A 26,256-nucleotide genomic window follows, 5' to 3' on the forward strand; every position below is an offset into this window, starting at 1 on the left:
AAGCCCTTTTTTATTGTGTCAACTATGAGAACCCACAAAATGTGTATGACTTTGTCCTGACGTTATCTTTATATAACTGGCAGAATTGCGATCAACATTTTATGTTTTGTCTGATTTTTGTCAGGTTTGCATTAAATTATTCTCCAGTGAGCGTTGAGATCAGGTTTTACGCGATCAACTCAGTTTGGCATAACTCGTTACTTAATTTTTGTCGAAAAAGATAAGATTAACTGCCATGATTCATTGGTTATCATTATGTTTATTTAAGGTCATATTTTGTGTTGAGACAGCTGTTATTACTCATCCTTTGTTTTATTTTGTTACCTGTTTCACCGATTTCTACGGCTAAAGCCACTGCGAGCGAAGTTAAAGGAGCGCTCTGTATTGTTCGCGCTGATGACAAGTTAGTGCTAGTTCATGAAGTATTAACGGATAAGATTTCTCTACCTGGCGGAACCATTATTGATGGTGAGTCTCCACAAGTTGCTGCTCAACGAGAAACGTGGGAAGAAACCGGTATAGTGGTTACGGTTGGAGAGGAGCTTGGCAGAACGGACACTGCGGTTTTTTACGACTGTATATCAGACTCTGACATTATCGCTTTTTCTATGAATAATTCTTTAGGTGGAAATGAACTGCCTATTTGGTTTGCCCCTCATTATGGAGTAGAAGTTGCGTCAGCGATGTTGCTTAGCCCATCTGAATTACCATCATCTTTATATCGTTATCCTGAGCAATGGCCACAAGCCACTCAGTTTTTTGATCAAGCTACCAAGCAATCAGTATCTTATGTGACTCAGTTGATCGAATCCGCGCCTTCATTTCGTCAGGTTGAATTGGCGTGGCTGATAGATTTACAGAGTTGGGTAGGGGCGTTGTCAGAAACGAGTTACGAGGTAGCTAGTCAGATCTCGAAACTCGTTATAGATCTGATAGAACCGACGGTACTACTCTTTCTATTTCCTTTTGCCATGATGCGCTTTGGTAGCCGGTTTGTGTACCGACTCTTTTTCGCAATTAGTACAACGTCGCTTATGGTGCTTGTCGCTCAACAAGGCTTTTCGCTACCGCGCCCACATGTCTATATACCAATGATGGAGTTAACGCACAGCTTTGGCTTTAGTTTTCCTAGCTTGCCTATCGCTGTGTGGTTTTGTGTGCTGACGTTCTTGTTTCATAGAACCCAGTATTTTGGTTTGAATGGAACAACGGCAGTCTTCGTGTTCATCACTCTTACTGTGGTGTTAGGTAAGTTTTTCCTCGGCAGTGCCTTTATTTTAGATATGTTATTTGGCGCGCTGTTAGGCAGCTTGGTGGCTTGGCATGTTCTTCGATTGGAAACAAATCAAGATGTGAACGTTGATCAAGTTCTAAGCTCAAAAGGCGTCTGGTTCATTATGACTGTGGCAACAGCGGTCATCTCCGTCATCTGGCCATTACCTGTGTTTGGTCGCTGGCTAGCAATTTTAATCACTGCATCAGCGTTGGTCATGACATTTAAAGAGTCGAAAGCACATTTAGATACTCGGCAGATGATCTTTGTGACGCTGGCATTGTTGCTTGTTGATCAACTCTATTTGTACTCGGCTAATATCGTATCGTTTAGCGGTTTGTGGTCATTAGTCTTGTCGACGTTACATTATCCATTATTAATGTTGTTATTTATGCTGCTTGCAAGGAAGCTGACTTGTGAAAACCAACCGAGCAAAACGTTGCTAGATTGATGGCTGTATTTGTTATCTATTAGTATTTAAGTAAAAACAAAGCCTTGCATTACAGCAAGGCTTTTACACGTTTAGTCCACGAACAACGCCGCTTGCCTATCTTGGACGGCTAGGGATGTTAAACGTAAGAAGCTTAACGCAACAGACATGGCGGAAAGGGCTATGCATTGAGCACGAACTTTTCTATAGCTTTAGCGACACCGTGCTCATCATTACTTGCCGTAATGTAGTCAGCGATTTGCTTGGTTTCTTCCATTGCATTTGCCATCGCGATACCAAGGCCAGCGTATTTCAGCATGTGGTGGTCATTTTCTGCGTCACCCATACAGATAACTTCTTCCGGTTTAATTCCCAGATACTCGGCAATTGCGGCAACACCAATACCTTTGTTGCTCGCAGGGTTAAGAAACTCAAGGAAAAACGGAGCGCTTTGAACAACCGTAAACGCTTCGCGCATTTCAGCTGGCAGTGCTGCTATAACTTCTGTTAGTTTGCTTGGCTCTGCAACCATCATAGCTTTGATGATTGGATGATCGTCTTCTAGTGATTCGAAGTTCATCTCGGTGACATTTAAGCCATTTATCTTTGCTTCAATATCGGTGTAAGGGTTGTGTTCGTTGGTGATTAAACCATGAACTTGACTAAAAGCATGGACGTACGCACCTAGCTCTTCGGCTTTTCGCGCCACCAATTTTGCAGCTTTACCATCTATGATTTGCTGGTGGATGATGTCGTTTGTGCCTACGTTCTTGACCATCGAACCGTTGTAGTAAAGAACAAAATCTCGATCGGAATGGATATTCAGTTCGTCGAGCTTGTCTTGCATTCCTTCTAATGGGCGACCAGAAGCGAGAACGACAGTAACGCCTGCTTCTCGAGCTTTTGCGATCGCTTGTTTGTTTTCTTCAGAAATGGCTTTATCACTATTGAGTAGCGTGCCATCCATATCTAGTGCGATCAGTTTATACATCATTTCTTACCTTAAAGTTTTTTGGGAGCTGTCAGTGAATAAGGCTTGGTTTAACGTTAACCAGAAACCTATATTCATTACGCTATGAAACTACAAAATGGTCTATTTTAACAATTAATTTTTGGTTTAAATTGACCTAGACACGCGTGTCCATTATGGTCTTCGCCTCGAAATGTTATGAGTTGAGTGAGTTCTGCGTTGTATAAGCTAAATGAGATGTTTGAAACCATCCAAGGGGAAGGGGTTTTCACTGGAGTCCCTGCTGTTTTTGTTCGGCTTCAAGAGTGTCCGGTTGGTTGCTCATGGTGCGATACCAAACAAACGTGGTATGCAGATGAGAATGATCAACGTCAAATAGGCGATATTCTGGTGAAAACGGAAGATTCTCCAACGTGGTGTGTTGCATCTGCCGAGAACATCGTAGAGCAATATCAACAGCAAGGCTTTAATGCTAAGCATATCGTGATTACTGGTGGAGAGCCTTGTATTTATGATCTGCGCCCTTTAACAAAGGCGTTTGAAGATATGGGGTGCCAATGCCAAATTGAAACCAGTGGCACATCAGAAGTGATTACTTCAGAAAATACGTGGGTGACAGTGTCACCAAAAGTAGCAATGAAAGGTAAATTACCAGTGCTTAATAGCGCGTTAGAGCGGGCAAATGAGATTAAGCATCCAGTCGGTACCCAGAAAGACATCGACCACCTTGATGATCTTTTAGCAAATGCGAACGTGGCGGCTGAGACTATCATTGCACTACAACCAATTAGCCAGAAGCCTCGTGCTACGCAATTGTGTATTGATACGTGTATTGCCCGCAATTGGCGTTTGTCTGTTCAAACTCATAAATATTTGAGTATTGCTTAGACGAGAGGCTCGTCATCATTCGAAGTGGCTTTTCTATCTAATCCCGGTTTCGCGAGTAATGCCGTTGGTAGCTTTGCTATCGAAACATTGTCGATATATCTAAACAGTTTATAGCGTTGTAAAAGCTAAGCAGTGTTGGCTGTTGTGGTGTGGTGCTATCTTTGGTTCGACAATCGTTTCGCATTTAATTGATGCCACCAATCTGGCGGCATCAAAATGAAGCTCTGTTGGCTGGAGTTTCACGCTGAGATAAAACGTTTAGAAGCTAACGCAAAAGGTTTTATCCCAGCGCTATTACCGCTAACAAAGACTATTTGCTCGCTAAGTATTCTTCTAAGCCGCTTTGTCGCAGTAGGCACGCTGGGCATTCACCACAGCCTTTACCAACGATTCCGTTGTAACATGTTAACGTATTGTTTTGGACAAACTCCAACATATTGTGCTTATCAGCGAGAGCCCAGGTCTCTGCTTTAGTAAGCCACATTAAAGGAGTCTTAATATTGAAGGCTTTATCCATACCTAAATTGCAAGAGAGATTTAGAGAGCGAATAAAGTTGTCTCGGCAGTCAGGGTAACCACTAAAGTCTGTTTCGCAAACTCCCGTAATGATGTCTTGAATACCAAGCTGGTAAGCATGGATACATGCGTAAGTAAGAAAGAGGATGTTTCTCCCTGGAACGAATGTATTGGGTACGTTAGCATCGCTTAAGTCATTAGATACCGGAATGTTGTCTCTTGTCAGCGAGCTTATCGCTAACTCATTAATTGATTTTACATCCAGGACTTTGTGGCTTTTGATGTTAAGTTGCTTACCTAATTCGATAGCGATATCTATTTCATCTGAATGACGCTGGCCATAATCAAACGTTATAGCATGAACCTCATCATATGTATTTAATGCATCGATTAAGCAGGTCGTAGAGTCCTGCCCACCGGAAAAAACCACAAGTGCTTTTGTTGTAGCCATGTTGAACCCTTAGTTATGCTCTTTGATTCTTTGGTATTGATACGTATTCTTAGGCGTTTAATCCCAATTACGTACTCGACTTGTTCGTAGCGATTGCGTCCGCAATCAACTGGGCTGTGCTCTCAAGCACTCTTTGCTTGTCATCATTTGACAGCTTGTGGAGATTCACAGCAAGTTCAGCGGTGATTTCATCTTCACAAAAAAAATAGTTTAGAGGCACGTTTAGCTCATCTGCGATAAGTTTGAGCGTTTTTACGTCGGGAGTATGGCGCTCCCTTTCGTATTGATTCATCCTTGCACTTGCAGAACTATCATCCATGCCGATACGGATGCCCAGTGCTTTTTGGGACAGATTCGCTTGTTTACGCGCATGCTTAAGGCGGGCTGGGAGTGGGTTATTAAACAACACTTAAAGTTCATACGAAGGACTTGGATGACTAAGATTATCTTAGTTTTTCTGATTTGTGTATACTAAGTAATGCTTAGTTATTGCCGAGGTCGCCAAGGCCGTGTATGTATAGCTAAACAAGATTTCGTCTCTTTAGGTTGATTAAGTGACGTTGAATCTACTTCTTCAAAAACTGCCGTATGGAGGCGCGGGAGGAGCGAGTAAGGGCACGAGAAACCGCAGCGATTTGTAGAGCAGAATTTGCTCTTCACATAAACGTAGTCGTCTAAGTTGAAGAGCAATATTGTTCTTGATGATCAACTATATACTTAAGTAAATAACTGTGTCGCACAATAGATCAGAGCTGCTGCTAAGCTCATATTGATGACTTTGCCATATCTCTGGAATTGCGATTGAAGTAGCTTTCCTGCAACGGCCCAAACTACGTTGCTAAGAAGTGCGATCAAAGCAAGAATGAGGCTAGTCGCTAAGATCCAGTAGATATTCTGAGTGTGGGGCAGTACGAACGTAGAAATAGAGGTAATTCCATAAAGAATGATTTTCACATTAACGAACTGCAAACCGAAACCTGTTAAGAAACTGATACCTTTAGAATTATCCGATGAAGTTTTGATCTCACTCGTAGCAAGCCCCCAAGCCAACCAAACAATATAAGCTGCTCCAATCCATGTTAGCCAAGGTGTAATCACGGGCAAGAGGCTGATCATGTTATACGTGAAAGCGCCACAAAGTAGCATCAAAACAACATAGCCACAAAACATCCCCGAAATCACTTTTGTTGAGCGTTTTAGTCCATATTGCGTCGCGATGCTGAGCGATAAAATGTTGTTTGGCCCTGGTGTAATTGAAGTAATGATTACGTAAGTAAAAAATGCGGTGTAGATGGCTGTCATCTCTATCTCTCCTGTTTTTACTGCACTATACTTCGCTACAATTGATTAAAAAATTGAATAAATTAAAACTTAGACTTTTAATTTATTGAACTGTTGGTTGTGGAGTCTAGTCATGAATCTAAAACGCTTTCTTACTTTTAAAGCTATTGTTGAAGAAGGATCGTTTCTAAAAGCGTCACAGAAGCTTTATTGCACGCAATCAACCGTCACCTTTCAAATCAAGCAGTTGGAACAAGATCTGTCTCTGCAGCTGTTCGAAAAAATAGGGCGTAAGATGGTTTTGACTCAAGCAGGAGAAAAGATACTGCCTTACGTCTATGAACTGGCGCGAGTGATGGAAAATATTGAGGGAACAGCACAGCAAGAAAACTCGGAGCCGACCGGTGAATTGAAAGTGCTGATTGCTGAGACTCAACTTGCTTATAAGATGGCTAATGTTTTAAAAGAGTTCAGGATCAGAGCGCCCAATGTCCGACTCTCTCTGCAATCACAAAATTGCTATCAGATTCGAGATGAGTTGATAGCGGATAAAGCTGATTTAGGTGTGTTTTATCGAGTAGGTAATGACGATACGCTCAAGGTCCACGAGTTTGAGCAGGAGCCACTGGTATTGGTTGCTTCACCGCTTTTAAAAGGGCTAGATTTAAAGAAGAGAGAGCAACATATTGATTTAGGGTTTATAAGCAATGGCCCTAAGTGCCTTTTTCGACAGATGTTTGAGAGCATTATTCAAGAGCGTGATATTAGCATCGACAACATGATCGAACTTAGCAGTATTAATACGATCAAAAATTGCGTTGAGAGTAATATTGGTATTTCTTACTTACCTCGTTTTACGGTTGAAAAAGAGTTGCAAGAGGGCAGTTTACAAGAGCTTGAGTTCACCGAATTTTCACAGATGATCAAGCCACTCTGCGCTTATCATGCTGGGAAGTGTGTGACGCCGGCGATGGAAGTCTTTATTGATTGTATGCGTAACGAGTATGAACGGTTTTCTACTCAGAGTCGGTGATCTTTAATATGTTCTATCTGACATAGTTTCGTTTTTACTCCTTTTTATTTTTTTAAGTGACCACTTCTAATTTATTGATTTTTTTTGCTTTGTTGTGAATCCGACTGTTGTGGGATGATAAATGGGATCTGATGTGAAGAGCTATTTATTGACGGAAAGAGATAAGATATCAAAACGACGGCGTGTGATAACTAGATTAGATAAGGTTACATAATTAACAGTGTAATAAATGCCATTCTTTATGGATTATTTTCAACGAGACTTAATTGTTACGGTTCGTTATTATTAACTCGTTAACGCATCCATTGCTAGGAAGTTAACTTACGCATATTGTTTTTTTCATCATTTGCAGCAAATTATATTTGCTGCTTTTTTTTAACCAAAAAAAGTTCAAAGCTTGAACTACAAGCTCTGAACTTTTGTTTATACTTAGTGGTTTTCTACTTTAATAAGTAAAACACCGTTTAAAAGTATCGCGTAACCTAGTAACTCTAAGCTTTCTTCGACCAAGTTTTTCACGTCTCTATTATATGATTTCCCCATGAACTCGACCCAAAAATCACCATACCCTGCAAATCGTGAGAATAAGAAAACAATAAAAAAGCCAATCGTTAATGTCGTGAAGCTAGAATGAGAAATGAAAAATTTTACCTCATTTTTTATGTTAACTATGTTATTAAAACAAAAATAACAGACCGAGACTATTATAATCCAAGCAGGGTACTTCCATGAACCGTGAGGGAAATACTGCTCTATGTGGTAGTCCATTTCTCTAACGAATATAACCATAAAAAATGAAGACATTATTACTAATATGTGTTTGAGTTCAAGATATTCCTTAGATTTATACAAACACATTAACGATGAAAAAAGCACAAATGCTATTTGAGTCATTTCTATAAGAGAGTTCTCCGATGTGCTTTTGTCCATTTGTACGCTAAAATAAATCGTTGCTAACGTATAAATAACCAAAAAAATAAGATAAGATATTTTATATACTAACAAACTAGTGATCGAGGTGTGTTTTTCTTTAATATACATCGTAACTTGCATAGGTGATGGATTTGTTAGTATTATAAATCAAGAGTGTTTTATATTTAGTGAATTAAGCGCCATTTAGAATGGAACTTAATTCACCTAACATTAAACTTCGATGGATCTTAAACATTTCTGTTTTAAATTATTGATTTTATTTGATTTTCTGTTAATTTTGGTTAAATAGAATCAACTAGCTTTTATTGAAATGCTTTTCCCATATTGGTGGTATGCCAACTTCTTCTTGAACGATATCAATGAATGCCCTAACCAATGGTGATTGCTGACGGTGTGAGTACATGGCATAAATATCACCAAAATCTTGAGTTTCATATTCTGGTAAAAGTTGGACTAAATTAGAAGACTCTAGGTTTTTAGGAAGCATAAATTGACCTATAAGTGCTGCGCCCAGACCTGACTTTACGCTTTCAATTATTAGCTCAGCTTCATTGACCATGTATGACCCTGATATTGGGTATGTATCTAAACCATCTGATTTTGCTTTGTCGTAGAATTTAAGTTTATCGACAATAAAATTACCATTTGAATAAATAATAAAAGGTAGCTTAACTAACTCATCAGGCGTTTCTGGGTTACCATGTTTTTCAATTAAATTTCGAGAAGCAATGATTGCAGTCGTATTTTTTGCTAATTTTCTTGCTACCATTGATGAATCCCTCATAGGTCCGATTCGAAAAGCAATATCAAAATTACTTCTAATCACGTCTACATGAAGATCATCTAGCATTAGTTCAACACTTGCTTTTGGGTACTTATGTAAAAACTTCTCTATCGAAGGTTGTAGATAGAGTTTTCCAAATAATGTTGAGCTTGAAATTCGTACTTTCCCTGAAGGCTCAGTCTGAAAGTTCTCCGCTATTTGTTGAGTATCATCAAGGAGTTGAGATATTTGGTCTGCTTTTTCAACTATTTGCTTGCCGACTTGTGTTAATGAAAGAGAGCGAGTCGTTCTGTTTAATAGCCTAACGCCTAAGTGCTCTTCTAACTGCTTGATGTGTTTAGATAAAACAGAGCGGTCGATATTCATCCCATCTGCTGCTTTTGCAAAAGATCCAGCTTTAGAGACTTCTAAAAGCAGGTGTAGTTTATTTGCTAAATCCACAATGTTTATCCAAGTTAGATATTAGCGTATTAGTTTCATGTATAACTGCTGCTCTGTCTAGAAATTATTAATATACTTAATAACCAAAAGAAAAGGGAGCAATAGCTCCCTTTAGTATGAATATAAATGAGTATTTATATTATGGTTATAGTGTTTGACGTTTTTTGTTTCGACTCACTAACATGTAAAAAACAGGTGTGAGTAGTAATCCAAATACCGTTACGCCTACCATACCCGAGAATACGGCAATACCCATTGCTTGTCGCATTTCCGCTCCGGCCCCTGTACCAATCATTAATGGAATAACACCAGCGGTAAATGCAATTGATGTCATTAGAATCGGTCGAAGACGTAAACGACATGCTTCCAAAATCGCTGATAAGGTATCTTGGCCATTGTCTTTAAGTTCTTTAGCGAACTCCACCATCAAGATGGCATTTTTACACGCTAGAGCCACAAGGACAATCAAAGCAATTTGTGTGAATATATTGTTGTCACCACCAATGAACCAAACACCTGCTAGTGCAGAAAAAATGGTCATAGGAACGATCAAAATGATAGCGAATGGTAGTTTTAAACTCTCGTACTGCGAAGCTAGCACCATGAAAACTAACAAAACAACAAGTGGGAATATATACACCATCGTGTTACCAGCCAAAATCTGCTGGTAGGTTACATCAGTCCATTCATAAACCATTCCCTCTGCTAGGTTTTGATCCAGTACTTCCTCAATAGCCGTTTGGGCTTGGTCAGAACTGTAACCAAAAGCGGGACTGCCGTTTAGTTCTGCACTAGGGTAGCCGTTATAGTGCATCACGCGGTCAGGCCCAATCGTAGGTATGATCTCCAGTACAGCGCCGAGAGGAACCATTTGTCCGGCAGCATTTCTTACTTTGTAGTTAAGTATTTGGTCAGGTTCGAGACGATAGTTCATGTCTGCCTGGGCATTCACTTTGTATGTTCTACCAAACATATTGAAGTCATTGACGTACAACGATCCTAAATAAACTTGAAGCGCATCAAAAACCTGCTCTAGAGGAACACCTTGCAGCATCGCTTGTTCACGATCTATTTGGATGTCCATCTGCGGCACTTGTATACGAAATGTGGAATATAATCCCATCAGCTCGGGTCTTGTTGATGCCTCACTTATTACCAAGTTCAATTGCTTGAAGAGCTCATCAAACCCCTTGTTCGCACGGTCTTCGATTTGAAGCTTAAAGCCGCCAGTAGATCCAAGTCCTTGGATTGGTGGTGGTGGAAAAATCGCAACGAAGGCTTCATCAATAATTGAAAAGCTCTTATTTAAAGATGCAACAATCGCATTTGCGCCGAGAGTTGGATCATTTCGTTTATCGAAGTCCTCAAGCGTAACAAAAACGATGCCACTGTTCGGACTGTTAGTAAAACCATTGACCGATAAGCCTGGGAAAGAAATGGTTTGTGCTACGCCAGGTGTTGCCAGCGCGAGGTTTTCCATTTCTTTAATAACGGACTCTGTTCTATCTAAACTTGCTGCATCTGGAAGTTGGGCGATCGCAACTAAATACTGCTTATCTTGTTGAGGAATGAATCCTCCAGGAACCGCTTTGAATAGAGAAACCGTTCCCCCGAGTAACGCAATGTATACCACCACAACAACAAGGCTAAAGCGAATAAGCTTCTTGACCAGAGCTTGATATTGGTTAGAGCTGTACTCAAAAATTCTATTGAATGGCGCAAAAACATACTTACCAAAAACCGCATCCAATAGCTTGGTTAGCCGATCGGGTTTTGCGTTCTTATCTTGTAATAGCAGTGCTGATAAAGCAGGCGATAACGTCAACGAGTTAATTGCTGAAATAATCGTCGAGATCGTAATTGTTAGTGCGAACTGCTTATAAAACTGACCGGATAACCCTGTAATAAAGGTCGTCGGGATGAACACCGCACATAACACTAAAGCAATTGCAATAATTGGCCCGGTAACTTCGGTCATTGCTTGTTTCGTTGCTTCTAGTGGTGCAAGACCATTATGGATGTTCCGTTCCACGTTTTCGACGACGACAATGGCGTCATCGACAACGATGCCTATGGCGAGAACAAGTCCAAACAACGAAAGCGTGTTAATCGATACTCCGAGCATTTGCATTACGGCGAACGTACCGATTAATGAAACAGGCACCGCAATGATAGGGATGATAGACGCGCGCCATGTTTGCAAAAACAAAATGACTACAACAACAACTAGTACAATTGCCTCTAGCAGAGTATGAACCACAGCGTCTATCGATCCACGAACAAAGACGGTCGGGTCGTAGGCTATTTCATATGAAACTCCAGCTGGAAAGGCTGCTTGTAAACGGTCCATGGTTGAACGAACCTGATTAGATAGCTCAATAGCATTAGCACCAGGGCGTTGGAATACGGGCATCGCCACCGCTGGTTTACCATTTAACAAGGCGCGCAGTGCATAAGAGTTTTGACCTAGCTCTACGCGTGCAACGTCTTTAAGACGTGTCAAAGCCCCTGTTTCGTCAACTTTTACTACAATGTCGTTGAATTCATCAATATTCTCCAAGCGGCCTTTTACGTTCAACAAAACTTGGAATTGGTTTTCATTAGCGGCTGGTTGCGCACCTAATGAGCCTGCTGCCACCTGTTGGTTTTGAGATCGGACGGCGGAGACAACGTCCATTACGGTTAGATTTCTAGAAGCGAGCTCATCTGGATTTAACCACAAGCGCATTGAGTACTCGTCACCACCGAAAAGGCGCACATCACCAACGCCTCCGAGCCGAGCTATCTCATCTTTCAAGTTTAAATTAGCGTAGTTAGCTAAATAACTGACTTCACGGCTAGAATCTGGAGAATATATATGCACAACCATGGTGAGATCAGGAGAGGCTTTTTCGGCAACAACTCCTAACCGTTGGACGGCTTCTGGTAACCGGGGCAAAGCTGTAGTGACGCGATTTTGAATTTGAACCTGAGCTTTGTCCAAGTCCGTACCTAAAGCAAAGGTTACGGTCAATGTCATTCTGCCGTCACTGGTTGCCTGTGAAAACATATATAACATGTTTTCTGTACCATTAATTTCTTGCTCCAGAGGCGTAGCAACTGTTTCTGCGATTACTTTTGGGTTCGCACCAGGATAGTTTGCTGTAACTACTACTGTAGGAGGGACAACCTCTGGATATTCACTCACAGGCAACTGCAAAAGTGAAATTGCGCCTACTATTAATATCAATAGCGATAACATAGAGGCAAATATGGGTCTTTGAATAAAAAAGTGTGCAAATTTCATTCGGTTGTCTTCTTAGTCTTGAGCTAAACGTTTGTTTGGCAACGATGTTGAGTTTGAAGCCATAATCAATGAAGTATTGCTAATATCTAGCGTGACATTTTTTGGTGTGACTTTGCTATTTGGGCCAACTTTTGCTGGGCCATTTACCGCAATAATTGAGTCGGCGTTCAAGCCATTCTCGATAGCACGAAATGTTCCGTAACGTTCGCCTAAGGTTACGATGCTGTATTGCAACGTATTCTCTTCATTGAGTGTTAATACAAAGCGGTTTTCTAGATCTGTGCCAATAGAACGCTCTGGAACGAGAACTCGTTCAACTGGTTTGGTTGTTGATATCTGAACTCGGCCAAACGATCCCACTTTTAAGTTTGATTTTGTTGCATCGAATACCGCTCGAACCTGCAAAGTACCGGTGTTTTCGTTGATGGAGTTGTCGACAAAGTCAACGCGTCCAAAAAACACCTGCCCATTTTGTCCAGATAGTTCAAGACGAGTAGGTAAGTTAGAGTCGGCATTGATTGTCGAGAAGTAACGGTTCCAAGTTCGCTCATCGACATCAAAGTATGCATATACCTGATCGTTAGAGACAATGTTTGATATAACGCTTTGATTTGCGTTTACATTGTTTCCTTTAGTAATGAATGCTCTTGAAATAGTGCCGCTAATAGGGGCATATATCTTCGTAAACTCAAGATCTAACTTTGCGGATTCTAACTGAGCACGCAAAGCCATTAGTTCTGCAGAGCGTTGTTTTACTGCGGTATCTCGGGCCTCTGCTTGTTCCGCTGAGATGGCTTTTCGCTTAACCAGTTGGGCGGCTCTCTTTTGTTCGTTTGCTGCTTGCTCTAGCGCAGCTCGAGCACTCTTAACTTGCGCTTCAAGTCGTGAGACCTGAGCTTTGAAGGTTCGATCATCAAGAGTGACGAGTAAGTCACCTTTGTTGACACTCTGTCCGTCTTTGAATTCTACCGTTTCAATAACTCCGGAAACGCGTGGCATTAAAGAAACTTTCTCTGGGGCTTGAAGCCTTGTTGTAAAGGTGAACCACGATTGAACCGGCTCATAGATGACTTTGGAAACGTCTATCGTAGGTAAGGGAGTATTAGGTTGTTTGGTTATCTCTTCGTCTGCACAAGCAGCTAAAACGGATAAAAGGCCAATGCCGAAAACTTTCTTTAACATTTGTCGCGCCCTAAATGATTCTGTTCATACTAAAAGGAACGGCATTGTATTCATTGTACCTATGGGTAAATAGGCCCTCAGCGAACATAGAGTAGTGATAAAAATGCACGATTAAATATTGGTCAAAATGCTCGCATTTTGGTTTGAAAAAGGTCAGTTTAGGGTTTTAAAGACGTGGAGTATTGTTAAATGTAATAAGCCATAATAGATGGGAATAACTAAACAGAAGCTAAAGATAGCGACGAAAATTAAAGCGTTTTTAATTCGTGCATTATTTGCAATTCACTGATGCAATTTGAACCATAAAAAATTGAAATTAATTTTGTAAAATCCATTTCCCATCACATAAAGAATAAAAACTAAATAAGGAATTGTGCAGTGGATCTCGCAAGCCAACTTGAATTACTACTGGATGTCTCTGAATACGGAACTTTTGCTAAAGCTGCTGACAGAAATCATATAGATCGTTCAGCTTTGTCAAAACAGATCAAAAAGCTAGAGGATGAATTGGGCTTACGGCTGTTAAACCGTTCCACGCGTTCGCTATCCCTGACCAATGCTGGTGTTGAGATGGTGGCGCAAGCTAAGAAAGTAAGAGAGGTTCTAACTGAAACTCGTAGTATTGCTGCTACATTTCAGGATGAACCGAAGGGTAACCTGAAAATATCAAGCTCCACTTTCTTTGGCAGAGCTTACTTAAATCAGGCAGTTAAAGAGTTTATAAAACAGTACCCAAACATTACTGTAGAGCTGCTGCTCGATGATAATCGAGTCGATGTTATCCACGAAGGTTTTGACGTTGTGTTTCGTATCGGACCAATCCGAGAGTCCAATATGATAGTACGTAAGTTGGCAAGCAATAATATGGCACTGGTTGCATCGAAGAGTTTTATTGACAAGTATGGAACCCCGAGCTCTCCAGAAGAGCTTATAAAAATGCCAGCAGTAATATACTCTAATGCTAACTTTAAGGCAGATAAGCTACGTATAGCGCCAAGCCAGTCATCAAGCGACGTTAGAACGTATAATATCAATGGGCAGTACTTCGTGAATGAAACTGAGTTAATGCTCGATGCCGTAAAATCTGATCTAGGGTATGCTTTAATAGGGCAGTTCTTTCTTCAGGAGAGTTTGAGTAAACAAGATCTTGTACAGTTGCTTCCTGATTATAATCTTCCCGCGATAGGGGAAATATATGCAATGTATACTCACCGAAATCAACAACCATTAGCCAAACTGTTCATTGATACTGTTCAAAAAATAATAGGGACGCCTCCTGTTTGGATGGATTATCTCAACTAATATGAGTACTAGGACATAATGTTTTAGATTGAGGGCTTGTTTATATTTATCCATAGAATATGGTTGAATTTGCACTTTAAAAATAATTGCCACTGTTCATAATTTCACTCGATTCAAACAACACAAGTAGTGGTAATTAAATGAAAATGACAAGAACGTCGATCGCAATCGCAGCACTTTTTTCTGCAAGTGCTGCAAATTCAGCCGTAGTTTATGAAGATCAAGAATCAGTATTAAATATTCATGGCCGAGCGCAAGGGATGTATTATTTCTCTGATGATAAAAATGCAGACGGAGATAATAGCTACATTCGTGTAGGACTTTCAGGTGAGTCTAAAATAAATGAAGATCTTTATGCCTTCGGCTTATATGAGTTGGAATTTAAGTCTAATCGCAGAGATGCTGATGGGATTGAAGATGATGAATTTGATATCCGAAAAGGCTATGTAGGAGTTGGTGCAGATTACGGAACAGTAAGTTATGGACGTCAATACGGTGCGGTCACTTTAGTATCTGACTACACGGATATTTTCCCGGAGTTTGGTAATGAAGCTGCTGGCGTAAGTGCGGATCTATATGGTACCGGTCGCTCCGATTCAGTATTTAAGCTAACGACAAGCTATGAAGGTTTGAATATTCATGTTAGCTATCAGGCTGAAAACGATGAAGTGTCAACAGATGCAGCCTCTTATGGTGCGGCGGCGGACTACAAGTTGCCATATGGCTTCAAAGTTGCGCTTGGTTACAACGAAGGTGAAGGGCAATCGGGTGCAGAAGATGCAGAGCTGCTAACGGGTGCTATTGCATTTGAATACGACAAGTTTTATGCCTCTGTTTTATACAGTGATGGTGAAAACTGGGCTAAAGATGGTTCTGAAAGTAATATTGATTACACCGGTATTGAAGCAGTTGCCACTTATGAAGTAACAGATAAGCTTTGGGCACTAGTTGGCTATAACAATCTAGAGCGTGATGATGAAGATGTCGTCGATTACTACTCACTAGGTGCAGAGTACGATTTGACTTCTAATTTTAAAGCACTAGCAGAATACAGAATTACAGATGTAGACAATGAAGACGATATTCTTGCAATAGCTGCGAGATATTCATTCTAAAAAATTAATAAAGCTAAAAAGCCTGAAACTATTTTCAGGCTTTTTTATTTATCGGTGTAAGTTCATAAGTGCTGACTTTCGTCCATATATAATGGATTATATTGATCGTTACTTGTTTAAGTGTTTTGAATATAATTGTTTTGTTAGCTAGTCCACTGCTAGTTTTCATTTTCATATTTTTTGAATGATGATTTTTTCTTTGGCAACAAGAAGTATCTTGTTGCCTTTTTTTACGTCTTATGGTTAATTAAAACAAAAAGAGTTTTTCTATATATTGCTATAAACGAGAAAAATATAACGAAAATTGTCAATCTTAGGTTGAGTTAATCGTCATAAAAAAGTGAACTCAATTTCAAGGGTCTTTTTCATTTAAGTGATGTGGAATCCATATGGCGAACCAAGTGAATGATAAAGCGCCAAACGACGAAATGTATCTCAATGAAGATTGGAAAAATTATTTTTATGTAAACGATAGAGGTAGGGATTGATACTGTTTATGTAAGGAGAGAGCGATTTATGAAAAGCAGTCGTTTCAATATGATTAGACACCTTTACTTTCTTAAAATAGGAAGGACTCTAAGAAAGTAAAGGTGCAGATGATTTTTTAGTTTTTACCGCCGTCACTTGTTCTGAAGTGATAATCGAAGTTTATGATTGCACGATATTTAACTTCATCACGGTTAAGTGCGTATTCTTCAACTCTCACCTTACTATCATCGATTGCAATATCACGAGGGAAACCGCTTCCAATGATGTTTAGACGATTTCTAAGTTCATGTTTTGATAGCGTTTGGTATTCATCGACAAGATCAAACGCAGAGCTATAAGCGGCATCTTTTGTCGTAAAGTCATTGAGAACAACTTTGTTTGTAGAGTGTTCGACATGAATACCAGCAGTAGCAGATAAACTGAATAATAATAGTGATGAGAGCGTCATTAGTTTTTTCATATAGTCACCTTTTTATTTGTATTACAAAGTCAAGATGTCCAACGAATCCTTGTTAATATCTCTCGACAAAGGTGATAGTGCCACTATAGAAATGTGCTGTACATCACATTTGTGACCATTGACTATGGAAGAATTGTCAACAATAAAACTCAAGCACTTTTGACATTACGGTCAATGTGGAAAAGCGAATATCTGTATGGTTTCGTTAATAATTAAACCACTCTCGGAAACGCTGACTATTCAGTCAAAGCGTATGTTTCTTGTCGTTATAGTGACCTGCCTACAGCTCAATCACTTAATGCATGCAATTCAATTGCAATGGCTTGGTATAGATTTTCATTCAGATCTTCCGTCTTAGTGACGATTCTACAAATTCTAGTGATTAAAAAGTCATTATTTGTGGTTTTTTATTCTATTGTCGTGTATAAAAAAACTTTACAACAAATGATAAAGGAATATCCATGAAAAAGTTATTGTGTTTTGCTGCACTGGGGTTAGCTGTTTCGACGACGGTTAATGCAGACCCAATTTTAGACGACATCAAAAGTACAGGGGAGCTAAAAGTCTGTTTTGATTCTGGGTATATGCCTTTTGAAATGACAGCAAAAAATGGGCAGTACATCGGGTTTGATATCGATTTGGGTAAGCAAATGGCGCGTGCCATGGATGTTAAGTTTGTGCCGGTAAACACTTCATGGGATGGCATTATCCCAACACTGTTGACTGGTAAGTGTCACATGATTATGGGCGGGATGACTATCACACCTATGCGAAATACTCAGGTGAATTTCGCTGATCCCTATGTGGTTATTGGTCAATCCATTCTCGTAGATCTCAAACATGAAGGTAAAGTGTCTAGTTACCGCGATCTCAATAGTCCAGAATATGTTGTTGCAACTAAGCTTGGGACAACGGGTGAGCAAGCGGTAAAACGATACCTTCCGAAAGCTAAGATAAATCTATACGAAACTCAGTCTGAAGCGGTACTTGAGGTTGCCAACGGAAAGGTAGATGCGTTTGTTTATGACTTTCCTTACAACTCTATTTATGTAGCGGAAAACAAAGGGCAGTTAATGCACTTGGCTAAACCGTTTACTTACGAGCCTTTGGGTTGGGCTGTGCCGCAAGGAAATCCAGATACGCTTAACTTCTTAAACAACTATTTACGTCAAATTAAGGGCGATGGAACTTACGATCGCATTTACGATAAGTGGTTTAACGACGATAAATGGTTAAAGCAAGTTAAGTAATCATTTTGTTATTGTAGAGGAGCGGCTAGCTTCTGGCTCGGCTCATCGCCAACCAAACGGTTCGCGCTGTGAAGCTAACGCTTTTCTTTATTCAAATACCCAACCAACTTTAATCAAAGTCATTCTCGGAATCACATGCAAAATAACTTTAAATCCCTATTGTGGAACGCTGTTTTTGTTCTTGTTTTGCTATCAATTTGCGGTCTTGTCTATCTGTCAGGTAAGCGAATCGATTACAGCTGGAATTGGGAGCGTGTCCTTCCTTATATTGCCACTAACGCTGCTTCATCCATTACCGCGCCTGTCGATGGGAACATCATTCTCGACGAGAATAACCAACTGGCTCTGGAGAGTATTCATGGTGATATTGTTCTTGAACTAAGCCAATATAAGTCTGTGGACGTCTATGAAGGTGATCTTATTTTTGAAGGAGATACCTTAGCAACTATAAAAGAGTGGCGCTCTGGCCCAATTTTAGATGGTGTTGTGACGACCATTAAAATCTCACTCTGGTCACTTATCATTGCTCTAGCGTTGGGCTTAGTTGTCGGACTAATGCGCATATCCAGCAATCCGGCATTAAAAAAGCTGGCGCTTGTGTATGTCGAGGTCATTCGTGGAACGCCTCTTTTAGTACAGATTTTTATCGTTTACTTCTTTATTGGTACTGTGCTTGACCTTGAGCGTTTTACTGCGGGAGTGATAGCGCTCTCCGTGTTTACCGCCGCTTACGTCGCAGAAATTGTGCGGTCAGGAATCCAGTCAATCCCAAGAGGACAAATGGAAGCGGCGCGTTCACTAGGAATGAATTATCCCAAAGCGATGATTTATGTCATTTTACCTCAAGCGTTTAAGCAGACATTACCTCCCTTAGCCGGGCAGTTTATCAACCTGATAAAAGATTCCTCACTTGTCTCCGTGATTTCGATTACTGATCTGACAAAAGCGGGCAGGGAAGTCGTAAGTGGTAGTTTTGCCCCATTTGAAGTTTGGTTTACCGTAGCGGCCCTTTATTTGCTTCTGACTAGTACCTTATCTTGGGCAATACAAACGTTAGAAAAGAAATTGGCAGCAAGTGATTAATGGTGGAGTCATTAATGGAATACATTATTTCAGCAAAAACAATTAATAAAATTTACCCTAATGGCTGCCATGCGCTCAAGGACGTATCGGTAAATGTAGAAAAAGGGGAAGTGATTGTCATCGTAGGACCGTCAGGTTCTGGTAAGTCAACATTCTTACGGACGATCAATCAATTAGAGACAATAAATAGTGGGTCTATAATCGTAGATGGTATCGATATGTACCACAAATCTACGGATATCAATAAACTACGCGCTGATGTGGGCATGGTATTTCAAGGCTTCAACCTTTTTCCACATAAAACGGCGATAGAGAACGTCATGTTAGCACCTTTAAAGGTTTCTAAACGTGACCCTGAATCGGTGAAGAAAGAAGCAAAAGATTTGCTTTATAAAGTCGGTCTGTCGGAGAGAATGGATAATTATCCTAATCATTTATCAGGTGGACAGCAGCAGCGCGTCGCAATCGCTCGTGCGTTAGCAATGAAGCCCAACATTATGTTGTTTGATGAACCCACATCAGCACTAGACCCTGAAATGGTTGGAGAAGTTCTTGATGTGATGAAAGATTTGGCCAAGGACGGAATGACGATGGTAGTGGTTACTCATGAAATGGGTTTCGCAAAAGAGGTCGCTGATAGGGTGTTGTTTATGGAAGATGGTGAGCTTTTGGTTTCTGACTCTCCTGAGCGATTTTTTGATAACCCCTCCAATCCTAGATTACAGAAGTTTTTATCTAAGGTCTTATAATAAAAAGAAAATTTGATTGAGGGTTAGTCCCTCAATCACTTCATGCACTATTGTGGCTCGTAACGCCCGCCTCGCCGAGAGACATAGATAATGGGCTTTTTACTCGAAGTTAATGGCGATAACATTATCTTGGTCCGAATGAAAGGTCTGGTAAATACTAGAGTGTTTAATCAGCCATTAAGTATTTGTTCACTTTAAACATAACAATTTCATTTTGAATTGATAAAAATTGTGTTTGAATAGAGCTTGTGGATGTTTGGCGGTATGGATGTCTAAATGAAGAAAGTAACAATTTTAGATGGTGGCATGGGGCGAGAGTTAAAACGTATTGGCGCCCCTTTTTCTCAGCCGCTTTGGAGTGCACAAGCGCTAATTGAATCACCACAATATGTAAAAATGGCACATGAGAATTTCATAGACGCTGGCGCAGAGATTATCACTGTCAACAGTTATGCATGTGTTCCATTTCACTTAGGCGAGGAACTCTATGCAAAACGGGGGACTGAGTTAGCAAAATCTGCAGCCAAAATTGCAAGAGATGTAGTCACCAGCTCTAACGATAGAGTGCTCGTTGCGGGTTCTCTTCCTCCTGTAATGGGGTCTTACAGGCCTGAATTATTCGAGCCGAAAAGGGCACTGGAAGTGGCTTCTGAGTTATTTGAAGCTCAAGATCAATATGTTGATATTTGGTTAGCTGAGACCGTGTCTAGCCTCGCTGAAGTTGAAGTTCTATCAATAATTTTAGCCAAAACAGATAAGCCCAATTATCTTGCTTTCACCTTAATGGATGAGCCTAACTCTTTGCCTCGCCTTCGCTCAGGGGAATCTCTTAAAGTCGCGGTTAATACGCTGTTGAAAACAAATGTTTCAGGTATCTTTTTCAATTGCTCTATTCCTGAAGTTGTCGAGCAAGCGATCATAGATACACAAGCAGTATTGAGTGAGTCAGGTAGAGAATTGACGATAGGTGTTTTCGCAAATAGCTTTGCTCCGATAAAGCAAGCGCACCAAGCCAACAAGACCATTCAGGAAGTTCGTCATTTCTCTCCGACTGAATATCTTGAGTATGCTAAAAAGTGGCATGCGCAGGGAGCAAGCATTATTGGTGGTTGCTGTGGGATTGAACCACGTCATATTAAATTGCTAGCGACTTGGAGAGACACTCTCGAAAACGCCTAATTTTGGTGAAGCGCAGGGAAGTATGGCAAGAGGTTTTGTTTTTCATTCATCGTTATAGACAAAATAAAGGTCTTTCATATCTGGCAAAGTAACAAGATGCTTTAACTTGCTCATTACTTTGCCAGTTTGCCTCGAGATCTTTATTAATTATTTTTGGTTCAGATTAACGACAATCTTTCCAACTGTTCTCTGATTTCGCATGTCCAAGAGTGCGTTACCTACATCCTCTAAGCCGATGATCTTCAGTTTCGGTACTTCCAATTCTCCATTTTCTAATAGCTCAGACACTTCCTTTCCGGCATTAACGATACTTGCAAACCCTCTCTCGCCAAAGACATGACCAGAGCCCAAACTTATTTGGTGGAAGCCCAAGCCTTTTAAGAAGGCATCTGGATATTGAGAAGGGTCGACAGTCTTGACGAGCTCCACCATTTCGCCCTCAAAGGTTAACACCGAGGCTGCAATTCGGTCGTTATCACCGCCTACACAATCGAGTGCAACCTCAACGCCATGATTTCCGGTAATGTCCATTACTCGCTGAACTACATCTTCATGATGATAATCAATCGTATGGGTTGCTCCTAACGAGGACAAATATGCGTGATTAGCTTCTGAACTAGTAGCAATGATCTGTTCAACACCAAATGTCTTTGCTAACTGAATAGCAAAGCTTCCAACGCCGCCAGCACCTCCGGCGATAAAAATGCTGCTTCGATTTGAAATATCGAGCTTGTCTACCAAAGCGCGATATGCGGTCCAGGCTGCGCAAGGTGTAGATGCTGCCACTTCAACCGGAACCTGAGGGTGCTTTATGAGCGTTCTTGAATCATGGATAGCAAATTCAGCGAATCCACCGTGATGGCGTCTCATGTTTCCGTGATACAACACTTTATCGCCAACCTTCCAATCAACGACCGCATCGCCTACAGAGACTATTTCTCCTGATACGTCTAACCCGCCAACAAAATTGTTATCCATGTTAGTGACCATGTCTGACCAATAATGAATTTTTGCATCGACAGGGTTCAAACCAACAGCGTTAACTTTAACCAATACATCAAATTGGGTTTCTAGTTTTGGTGTAGGTAATTCGGATAAAGAGAAAGTATCGTTATCTCGTTGGTAAGTTATCGCTCTCATAGGTTTTCCTTATTATTAAGAATGGTCGAAAGTCATACTAACTCAGAGGGTGCTGCTGCAATAATTATGGTTTTTTCTTATTTTGATAATTTTAGGTTATGTTTGATAAAAAGGAATCGAGATGCTCTGAAATTATCATCGACAACCAGTCTGCATAGCTAACGACATGTAACTTTATGATAAGTAATGACTAGTTTTATTATTCCATTTTTATGGAAATACTCTGTTGATTTTTTGTTTTATGATTCTATAATTCCAGAAATATCGAAATAAAGGCTTATCTATCAGGTAAGCTCGTTAGCGAAAAATGACTAGGAGAGTAAATGTGAATACAGAAATTATAACTATGGCTAAAGAAGCGCTGGATATGTTTGCGTTTCTAGCAACCGAACTTATCATCTTATTTCTGGCAATTAGCTACATTGTCGGTGTGTTGCAAGATTTTCTAACGCCAGAAAAAATTCAATCTATTCTCAGCTCGAAAAAGGGTAAAGGTTACTTCATTGCTGCGTTGCTAGGTTCGATTACGCCTTTCTGTTCGTGTTCGACCATTCCTTTCTTAAAAGGCTTGTTGCGTGCAAGAGCAGGTTTTGGACCTATGATGGTGTTCCTATTTGCAAGCCCGTTGCTTAACCCAGTGATTATTGGCTTGTTTGTGGTGACTTTTGGTTGGAAAGTTGCGGTATTTTACTTTGCTATCGCGATGTCAGAATCAGTGGTAGCAGGCTATGTACTTGAAAAACTAGGGTTTGAACGTTACGTCAAACCAGAAGCATATCAAGCGGTAGGTTCTTCTTCGTGCGGTACTTCTTGTGGCGATTCAAGCAAGAAAAAAGAAGAAGCGAGACCAGCATCAATCTGTGGTACCAGCGCCTGCAATGAACCTACGCCAGTTGCGGCGAAAACATCTTGTTGTGGTGATGCACCAAAACCTGAACCTAAAGTGGAAGTGTCTTGCTGCTCATCAGACGGTAGTGCAACAGCGACAGTCGTGGAAGAGAAAGAACCTAGCCGCTGGGTACGTATTTGGCAATCAACTTGGAAAGACTTTAAGCAAGTGTTCCCTTATCTCATGATGGGCATTGCGATTGGTTCATTTATCTATGGCTTCATCCCGACGGAGTTCATTGCGGAGTTCGCTGGTGAAGCGAAGTGGTACGCGATTCCGGTCGCAGCAATCATTGGTATTCCATTGTACATCCGTGCAGAGGCGGTCATTCCACTTAGCGCGGCACTAGTACAAAAAGGTATGGCTCTTGGATCTGTTATGGCGCTTATTATTGGTAGTGCTGGCGCAAGTCTTACAGAAGTGATTTTGTTGAAATCAATTTTTAAGAACCAAATGATCGCTGCCTTCCTAATCGTTATCTTAACGATGGCCATGGGAGCGGGTTACTTATATACGTGGGCTTTTTTATAAAAATAACCCTCGGGCGACTGCTCGAGGGCTCCGTTTTTGTCGCCATATAGGGAAAGGGAAGTTTCCTATACCGCGCAGGCTATAAAAAGATAAAGAGGTTACTCGTAAATACTATAGGAGAAATACTTGCTGGCGATGGTTTTATGCTTACCGCTCTGGATCAATTTTTGTATTCCGCTATCGAGTAATGCTTTTAATTCTTTGTCTTGTTTTCTCACTGCTACGCCAATGCCACGACCGAACCACTTTTCCTCAGTAAACGCTGGTCCAGTAAAGTGATAGCCTTGACCTTGTGCAGTTTCAAGAAAACCAGCACTTAAACCGATTGAGCCGCCAAATACAGCATCTAACCGTCCATTGAGTAGATCGGTAAATGCCTCATCGAACGTACCATAACGACGAATATCAATATCTGGATACAAGGCCGAAAGGTACTTATCACCAATTGTGGCTCTTTGAACTCCAATAGATAAACGATTTAGGCTGCCGTCATCCATGTTGATTTCTCTATCATTTTTCATTACAAAACGAGTCGGTACTTTTGCATAAGGGACGGTGAAATCGACTTTCTTTTCTCGTTCTTCTGTGATTGTCATTGCAGCAATAATCGCATCGTTCTTGCGACTAAGGAGAGAAGGGATGATGCCATCCCAATCCATTTTTGAGATAACGCACTTTACTTCTAACTCTTTGCATAACGCGTTAGCGAGGTCGACTTCAAACCCTTCTAGCTTTCCCTCTTTTGTCGTCCAGCTAAATGGAGGGTAAGCCCCTTCAACAGTGAAGCGAATTTGTTTCCACTCTTTCGCATGGCTGAAAACTGAAAATAAGCTAATAAACAATACGACTATCCATTTCATAAACGTTTCCTTGTAACTGTTTGGAAACCAATGTTTAACACAAAGTAAGTAAATATCAATGAAAGTGCATATATGTGTGACCTTTCGCCCGCATTGTGTGAGCGAAAGGTTTTACGTGTATTACAGCTTATCTTCAATAGTTACGAGGGGAACTCTCGTTGAGACAGCGTGAAGTGCAATGTTGTGAATCATTTCATCGACCGTGGTACAGCTATCCATTAAGATCGAAACATCATACTTGTCCGCAGATTTTGAGATAGCAGTATGTGTCACGCAGTTTTGTGTCATCATTCCGCATACAAGTAACTCCGTTACATTTTTGCTTGCCAATACTTCTTCTAAACGTGTTCCTTCAAAGCTATCTGCGAAGTGCTTTACCACGATTTCGGAATTCGGCGCTAAAGCAAGAACTTCTGGGTGAATATTGGCACCGTCGCTGCCTTCATTGAAGAATGGGGCAATACCCATGGCAGGGTCGGCAATATGCTGAATATGAATCACAGGAATGTTTTGCTCATTGGCTTTAGTTATTGCTCTCTTAACATTGTCTAAAGTTGATTCTGTATTCCATAAAGGAAACTTTCCTTCTGGGAAATAGTCGTTTTGCAAATCAATTACAAGTAGGGCTTTTTGAGTCATTTTCTTTTCCTTTTATTGAGGATCATTGCGGTACGAATAATATAAAGACTTTTAGCCACCTTCTTTAGAGTCTAAAATGACACAAAAGAGTCAAAAAGCGACACTTGAAGATAAATGAAAATAGCACTCGTTAATTACCCAGATAGCTCGCAAGCCTCCGTATATGGTTTAAGCGAACTCTTCGAGATGGCAAACCGTGCGGCGGCTAAATTGGGCGTTGATGTGCACTTTGAAGTAGAGATATTGGATCACTGGTCAAACACGCACTTCGATGTGAAAACAGCGGTAATGATTCCGCCCAGCGGCACTGGTCAATATTACTTAGAACCAGAGCCAGAGCTACTCGACTGGTTAAATGTCCAATATAGTAAAGGTGCGATTTTAGCCTCCGCCTGCGCTGGTACTTTTATTCTTGCTCAAACCCAGTTGTTGACCAATAAGTCTTGTACAACACACTGGGGCTTGGCTCCTTCATTAGCGAGTCAGTTTCCCGATATCCACGTAAGACAAGAAGCCATCCTTATTAACGAAGGAACGATCATTACGGCTGGGGGTATGATGTCATGGGTGGATTTAGGCTTGGAATTGGTTTCCTTATTTGCGTCACCGGCAGTAATGCGCCTGTTAGGAAAAATGTTGGTTATTGATACTGGTCCGAGAGAGCAACGCTTTTATCAACAGTTTACCCCAAACTTCCAACATGGTGATGAGGTAATTGTTCAACTACAGCACTATATAAACGATCATTATCAAGGAAAACTGAGCAATAAAGAGCTTGCAGAGTTGAGTTGTTTAACAGAAAGGACATTGCAGCGACGCTTTAAAAAGGCGACAGGTTTCAATGTTAACCAATACATACAAAGCTTAAGAGTCCAAAAAGCTTGTGATTTACTTGAGTCGACAACCCTAACATTTGACGCAATATCATTTAGAGTGGGTTACCAAGATGTGAGCGCGTTCAGGAAAATATTTAATAGGATCGTAGGTTTAACACCAAAGTCGTTCAGATCTCGGTTCTGTTCATAAACGCCAGAAGTAAGATAATGTTGGTATTAAACATTTATAACTCAGAAACAAACACATATTTTTACAAGCTGGCTTA

22 protein-coding genes are annotated in these 26,256 nt (G+C 40.6%); 11 read left to right on the forward strand and 11 right to left on the reverse strand.

What is annotated here, in order from left to right:
• The first annotated feature begins 278 nt into the window (after positions 1–278).
• A complete protein-coding gene (locus R7Z50_RS17590; protein WP_206970882.1) occupies positions 279–1,724 on the forward strand; it encodes a bifunctional NUDIX hydrolase/phosphatase PAP2 family protein in 1,446 nt (481 codons plus the stop codon).
• 160 nt (positions 1,725–1,884) lie between these two features.
• Here R7Z50_RS17590 and R7Z50_RS17595 read toward each other — a convergent pair whose 3' ends face one another.
• On the reverse strand, positions 1,885–2,694 hold the full coding sequence (locus R7Z50_RS17595; protein ID WP_017821691.1) for a Cof-type HAD-IIB family hydrolase: 810 nt from the start codon (positions 2,692–2,694) through the stop codon (positions 1,885–1,887).
• Between the two features lie 216 nt (positions 2,695–2,910).
• Here R7Z50_RS17595 and queE point away from each other — a divergent pair, with 216 nt between their 5' ends.
• Positions 2,911–3,561, forward strand: a complete 651-nt coding sequence (queE, locus tag R7Z50_RS17600; RefSeq protein ID WP_005377296.1) for a 7-carboxy-7-deazaguanine synthase QueE — start codon at positions 2,911–2,913, stop codon at positions 3,559–3,561.
• Positions 3,562–3,871: 310 nt separating this feature from the next.
• On the opposite strand, the gene queC is transcribed toward queE, so the two are convergent.
• From queC to eamB, 3 genes are all read right to left on the reverse strand, one after another.
• The gene (gene queC, locus R7Z50_RS17605; protein ID WP_005377298.1) at positions 3,872–4,528 is read right to left on the reverse strand and encodes a 7-cyano-7-deazaguanine synthase QueC; all 657 of its coding nucleotides are present in this window, start codon (positions 4,526–4,528) and stop codon (positions 3,872–3,874) included.
• A 67-nt stretch (positions 4,529–4,595) separates the two neighbouring features.
• Positions 4,596–4,937: a helix-turn-helix domain-containing protein gene (locus R7Z50_RS17610; RefSeq protein ID WP_025768136.1), complete on the reverse strand. Its 342-nt coding sequence runs from the start codon at positions 4,935–4,937 to the stop codon at positions 4,596–4,598.
• Between the two features lie 308 nt (positions 4,938–5,245).
• Complete coding sequence (eamB, locus tag R7Z50_RS17615; RefSeq protein WP_005388201.1) at positions 5,246–5,830, reverse strand: cysteine/O-acetylserine transporter; 585 nt, start codon at positions 5,828–5,830, stop codon at positions 5,246–5,248.
• Positions 5,831–5,942: 112 nt separating this feature from the next.
• Here eamB and R7Z50_RS17620 point away from each other — a divergent pair, with 112 nt between their 5' ends.
• Positions 5,943–6,842 carry a LysR family transcriptional regulator gene (locus R7Z50_RS17620; RefSeq protein ID WP_005388203.1) on the forward strand — a complete coding sequence of 300 codons (900 nt, stop codon included), beginning with the start codon at positions 5,943–5,945 and terminating at the stop codon, positions 6,840–6,842.
• Positions 6,843–8,070: 1,228 nt separating this feature from the next.
• Here R7Z50_RS17620 and R7Z50_RS17625 read toward each other — a convergent pair.
• The 3 genes from R7Z50_RS17625 to R7Z50_RS17635 form a co-directional block, all read right to left on the reverse strand.
• Complete coding sequence (locus R7Z50_RS17625) at positions 8,071–9,000, reverse strand: LysR family transcriptional regulator (RefSeq protein WP_205461551.1); 930 nt, start codon at positions 8,998–9,000, stop codon at positions 8,071–8,073.
• Positions 9,001–9,145: 145 nt separating this feature from the next.
• On the reverse strand, positions 9,146–12,286 hold the full coding sequence (locus tag R7Z50_RS17630) for an efflux RND transporter permease subunit (RefSeq protein WP_005377311.1): 3,141 nt from the start codon (positions 12,284–12,286) through the stop codon (positions 9,146–9,148).
• 12 nt (positions 12,287–12,298) lie between these two features.
• Positions 12,299–13,468 carry an efflux RND transporter periplasmic adaptor subunit gene (locus R7Z50_RS17635; protein WP_025768141.1) on the reverse strand — a complete coding sequence of 390 codons (1,170 nt, stop codon included), beginning with the start codon at positions 13,466–13,468 and terminating at the stop codon, positions 12,299–12,301.
• Positions 13,469–13,846: 378 nt separating this feature from the next.
• Here R7Z50_RS17635 and R7Z50_RS17640 point away from each other — a divergent pair, with 378 nt between their 5' ends.
• Together R7Z50_RS17640 and R7Z50_RS17645 are read left to right on the forward strand one after the other, a co-directional pair.
• Positions 13,847–14,770 carry a LysR family transcriptional regulator gene (locus R7Z50_RS17640; protein WP_005377321.1) on the forward strand — a complete coding sequence of 308 codons (924 nt, stop codon included), beginning with the start codon at positions 13,847–13,849 and terminating at the stop codon, positions 14,768–14,770.
• Between the two features lie 140 nt (positions 14,771–14,910).
• The gene (locus R7Z50_RS17645) at positions 14,911–15,885 is read left to right on the forward strand and encodes a porin (RefSeq protein ID WP_005377322.1); all 975 of its coding nucleotides are present in this window, start codon (positions 14,911–14,913) and stop codon (positions 15,883–15,885) included.
• A gap of 604 nt (positions 15,886–16,489) precedes the next feature.
• Here R7Z50_RS17645 and R7Z50_RS17650 read toward each other — a convergent pair.
• Positions 16,490–16,834, reverse strand: coding sequence for a DUF3316 domain-containing protein (locus R7Z50_RS17650; RefSeq protein WP_005377323.1), 345 nt, complete (start codon positions 16,832–16,834; stop codon positions 16,490–16,492).
• Between the two features lie 461 nt (positions 16,835–17,295).
• Here R7Z50_RS17650 and R7Z50_RS17655 point away from each other — a divergent pair, with 461 nt between their 5' ends.
• The 4 genes from R7Z50_RS17655 (at position 17,296) to R7Z50_RS17670 (ending at position 21,095) form a co-directional block, all read left to right on the forward strand.
• Positions 17,296–18,084 (forward strand): transporter substrate-binding domain-containing protein, encoded by a 789-nt coding sequence (locus R7Z50_RS17655; RefSeq protein WP_005377324.1) that lies wholly within the window; start codon positions 17,296–17,298, stop codon positions 18,082–18,084.
• A 135-nt stretch (positions 18,085–18,219) separates the two neighbouring features.
• Complete coding sequence (locus R7Z50_RS17660) at positions 18,220–19,167, forward strand: amino acid ABC transporter permease (RefSeq protein WP_005377325.1); 948 nt, start codon at positions 18,220–18,222, stop codon at positions 19,165–19,167.
• A 14-nt stretch (positions 19,168–19,181) separates the two neighbouring features.
• Complete coding sequence (locus R7Z50_RS17665; protein WP_005377326.1) at positions 19,182–19,916, forward strand: amino acid ABC transporter ATP-binding protein; 735 nt, start codon at positions 19,182–19,184, stop codon at positions 19,914–19,916.
• Positions 19,917–20,192: 276 nt separating this feature from the next.
• Entirely contained in the window at positions 20,193–21,095 is a 903-nt protein-coding gene (locus R7Z50_RS17670; protein ID WP_318149182.1) for a homocysteine S-methyltransferase family protein, read from the forward strand.
• A 147-nt stretch (positions 21,096–21,242) separates the two neighbouring features.
• On the opposite strand, the gene R7Z50_RS17675 is transcribed toward R7Z50_RS17670, so the two are convergent.
• The gene (locus tag R7Z50_RS17675) at positions 21,243–22,235 is read right to left on the reverse strand and encodes a zinc-binding dehydrogenase (protein WP_005377328.1); all 993 of its coding nucleotides are present in this window, start codon (positions 22,233–22,235) and stop codon (positions 21,243–21,245) included.
• Between the two features lie 346 nt (positions 22,236–22,581).
• On the opposite strand from R7Z50_RS17675, the gene R7Z50_RS17680 reads away from it, so the two are divergent.
• Positions 22,582–23,655 carry a permease gene (locus tag R7Z50_RS17680; RefSeq protein ID WP_411979504.1) on the forward strand — a complete coding sequence of 358 codons (1,074 nt, stop codon included), beginning with the start codon at positions 22,582–22,584 and terminating at the stop codon, positions 23,653–23,655.
• A 98-nt stretch (positions 23,656–23,753) separates the two neighbouring features.
• On the opposite strand, the gene R7Z50_RS17685 is transcribed toward R7Z50_RS17680, so the two are convergent.
• Positions 23,754–24,515, reverse strand: a complete 762-nt coding sequence (locus R7Z50_RS17685; protein WP_005377331.1) for a transporter substrate-binding domain-containing protein — start codon at positions 24,513–24,515, stop codon at positions 23,754–23,756.
• Positions 24,516–24,635: 120 nt separating this feature from the next.
• Positions 24,636–25,154 (reverse strand): cysteine hydrolase family protein, encoded by a 519-nt coding sequence (locus R7Z50_RS17690; RefSeq protein ID WP_005377333.1) that lies wholly within the window; start codon positions 25,152–25,154, stop codon positions 24,636–24,638.
• Between the two features lie 114 nt (positions 25,155–25,268).
• Between R7Z50_RS17690 and R7Z50_RS17695 the strand changes: the two genes are divergently transcribed.
• Positions 25,269–26,180: a GlxA family transcriptional regulator gene (locus R7Z50_RS17695; protein ID WP_054579521.1), complete on the forward strand. Its 912-nt coding sequence runs from the start codon at positions 25,269–25,271 to the stop codon at positions 26,178–26,180.
• Positions 26,181–26,256: the final 76 nt, after the last annotated feature.

Source organism: Vibrio sp. 1249-1, from assembly GCF_033340495.1.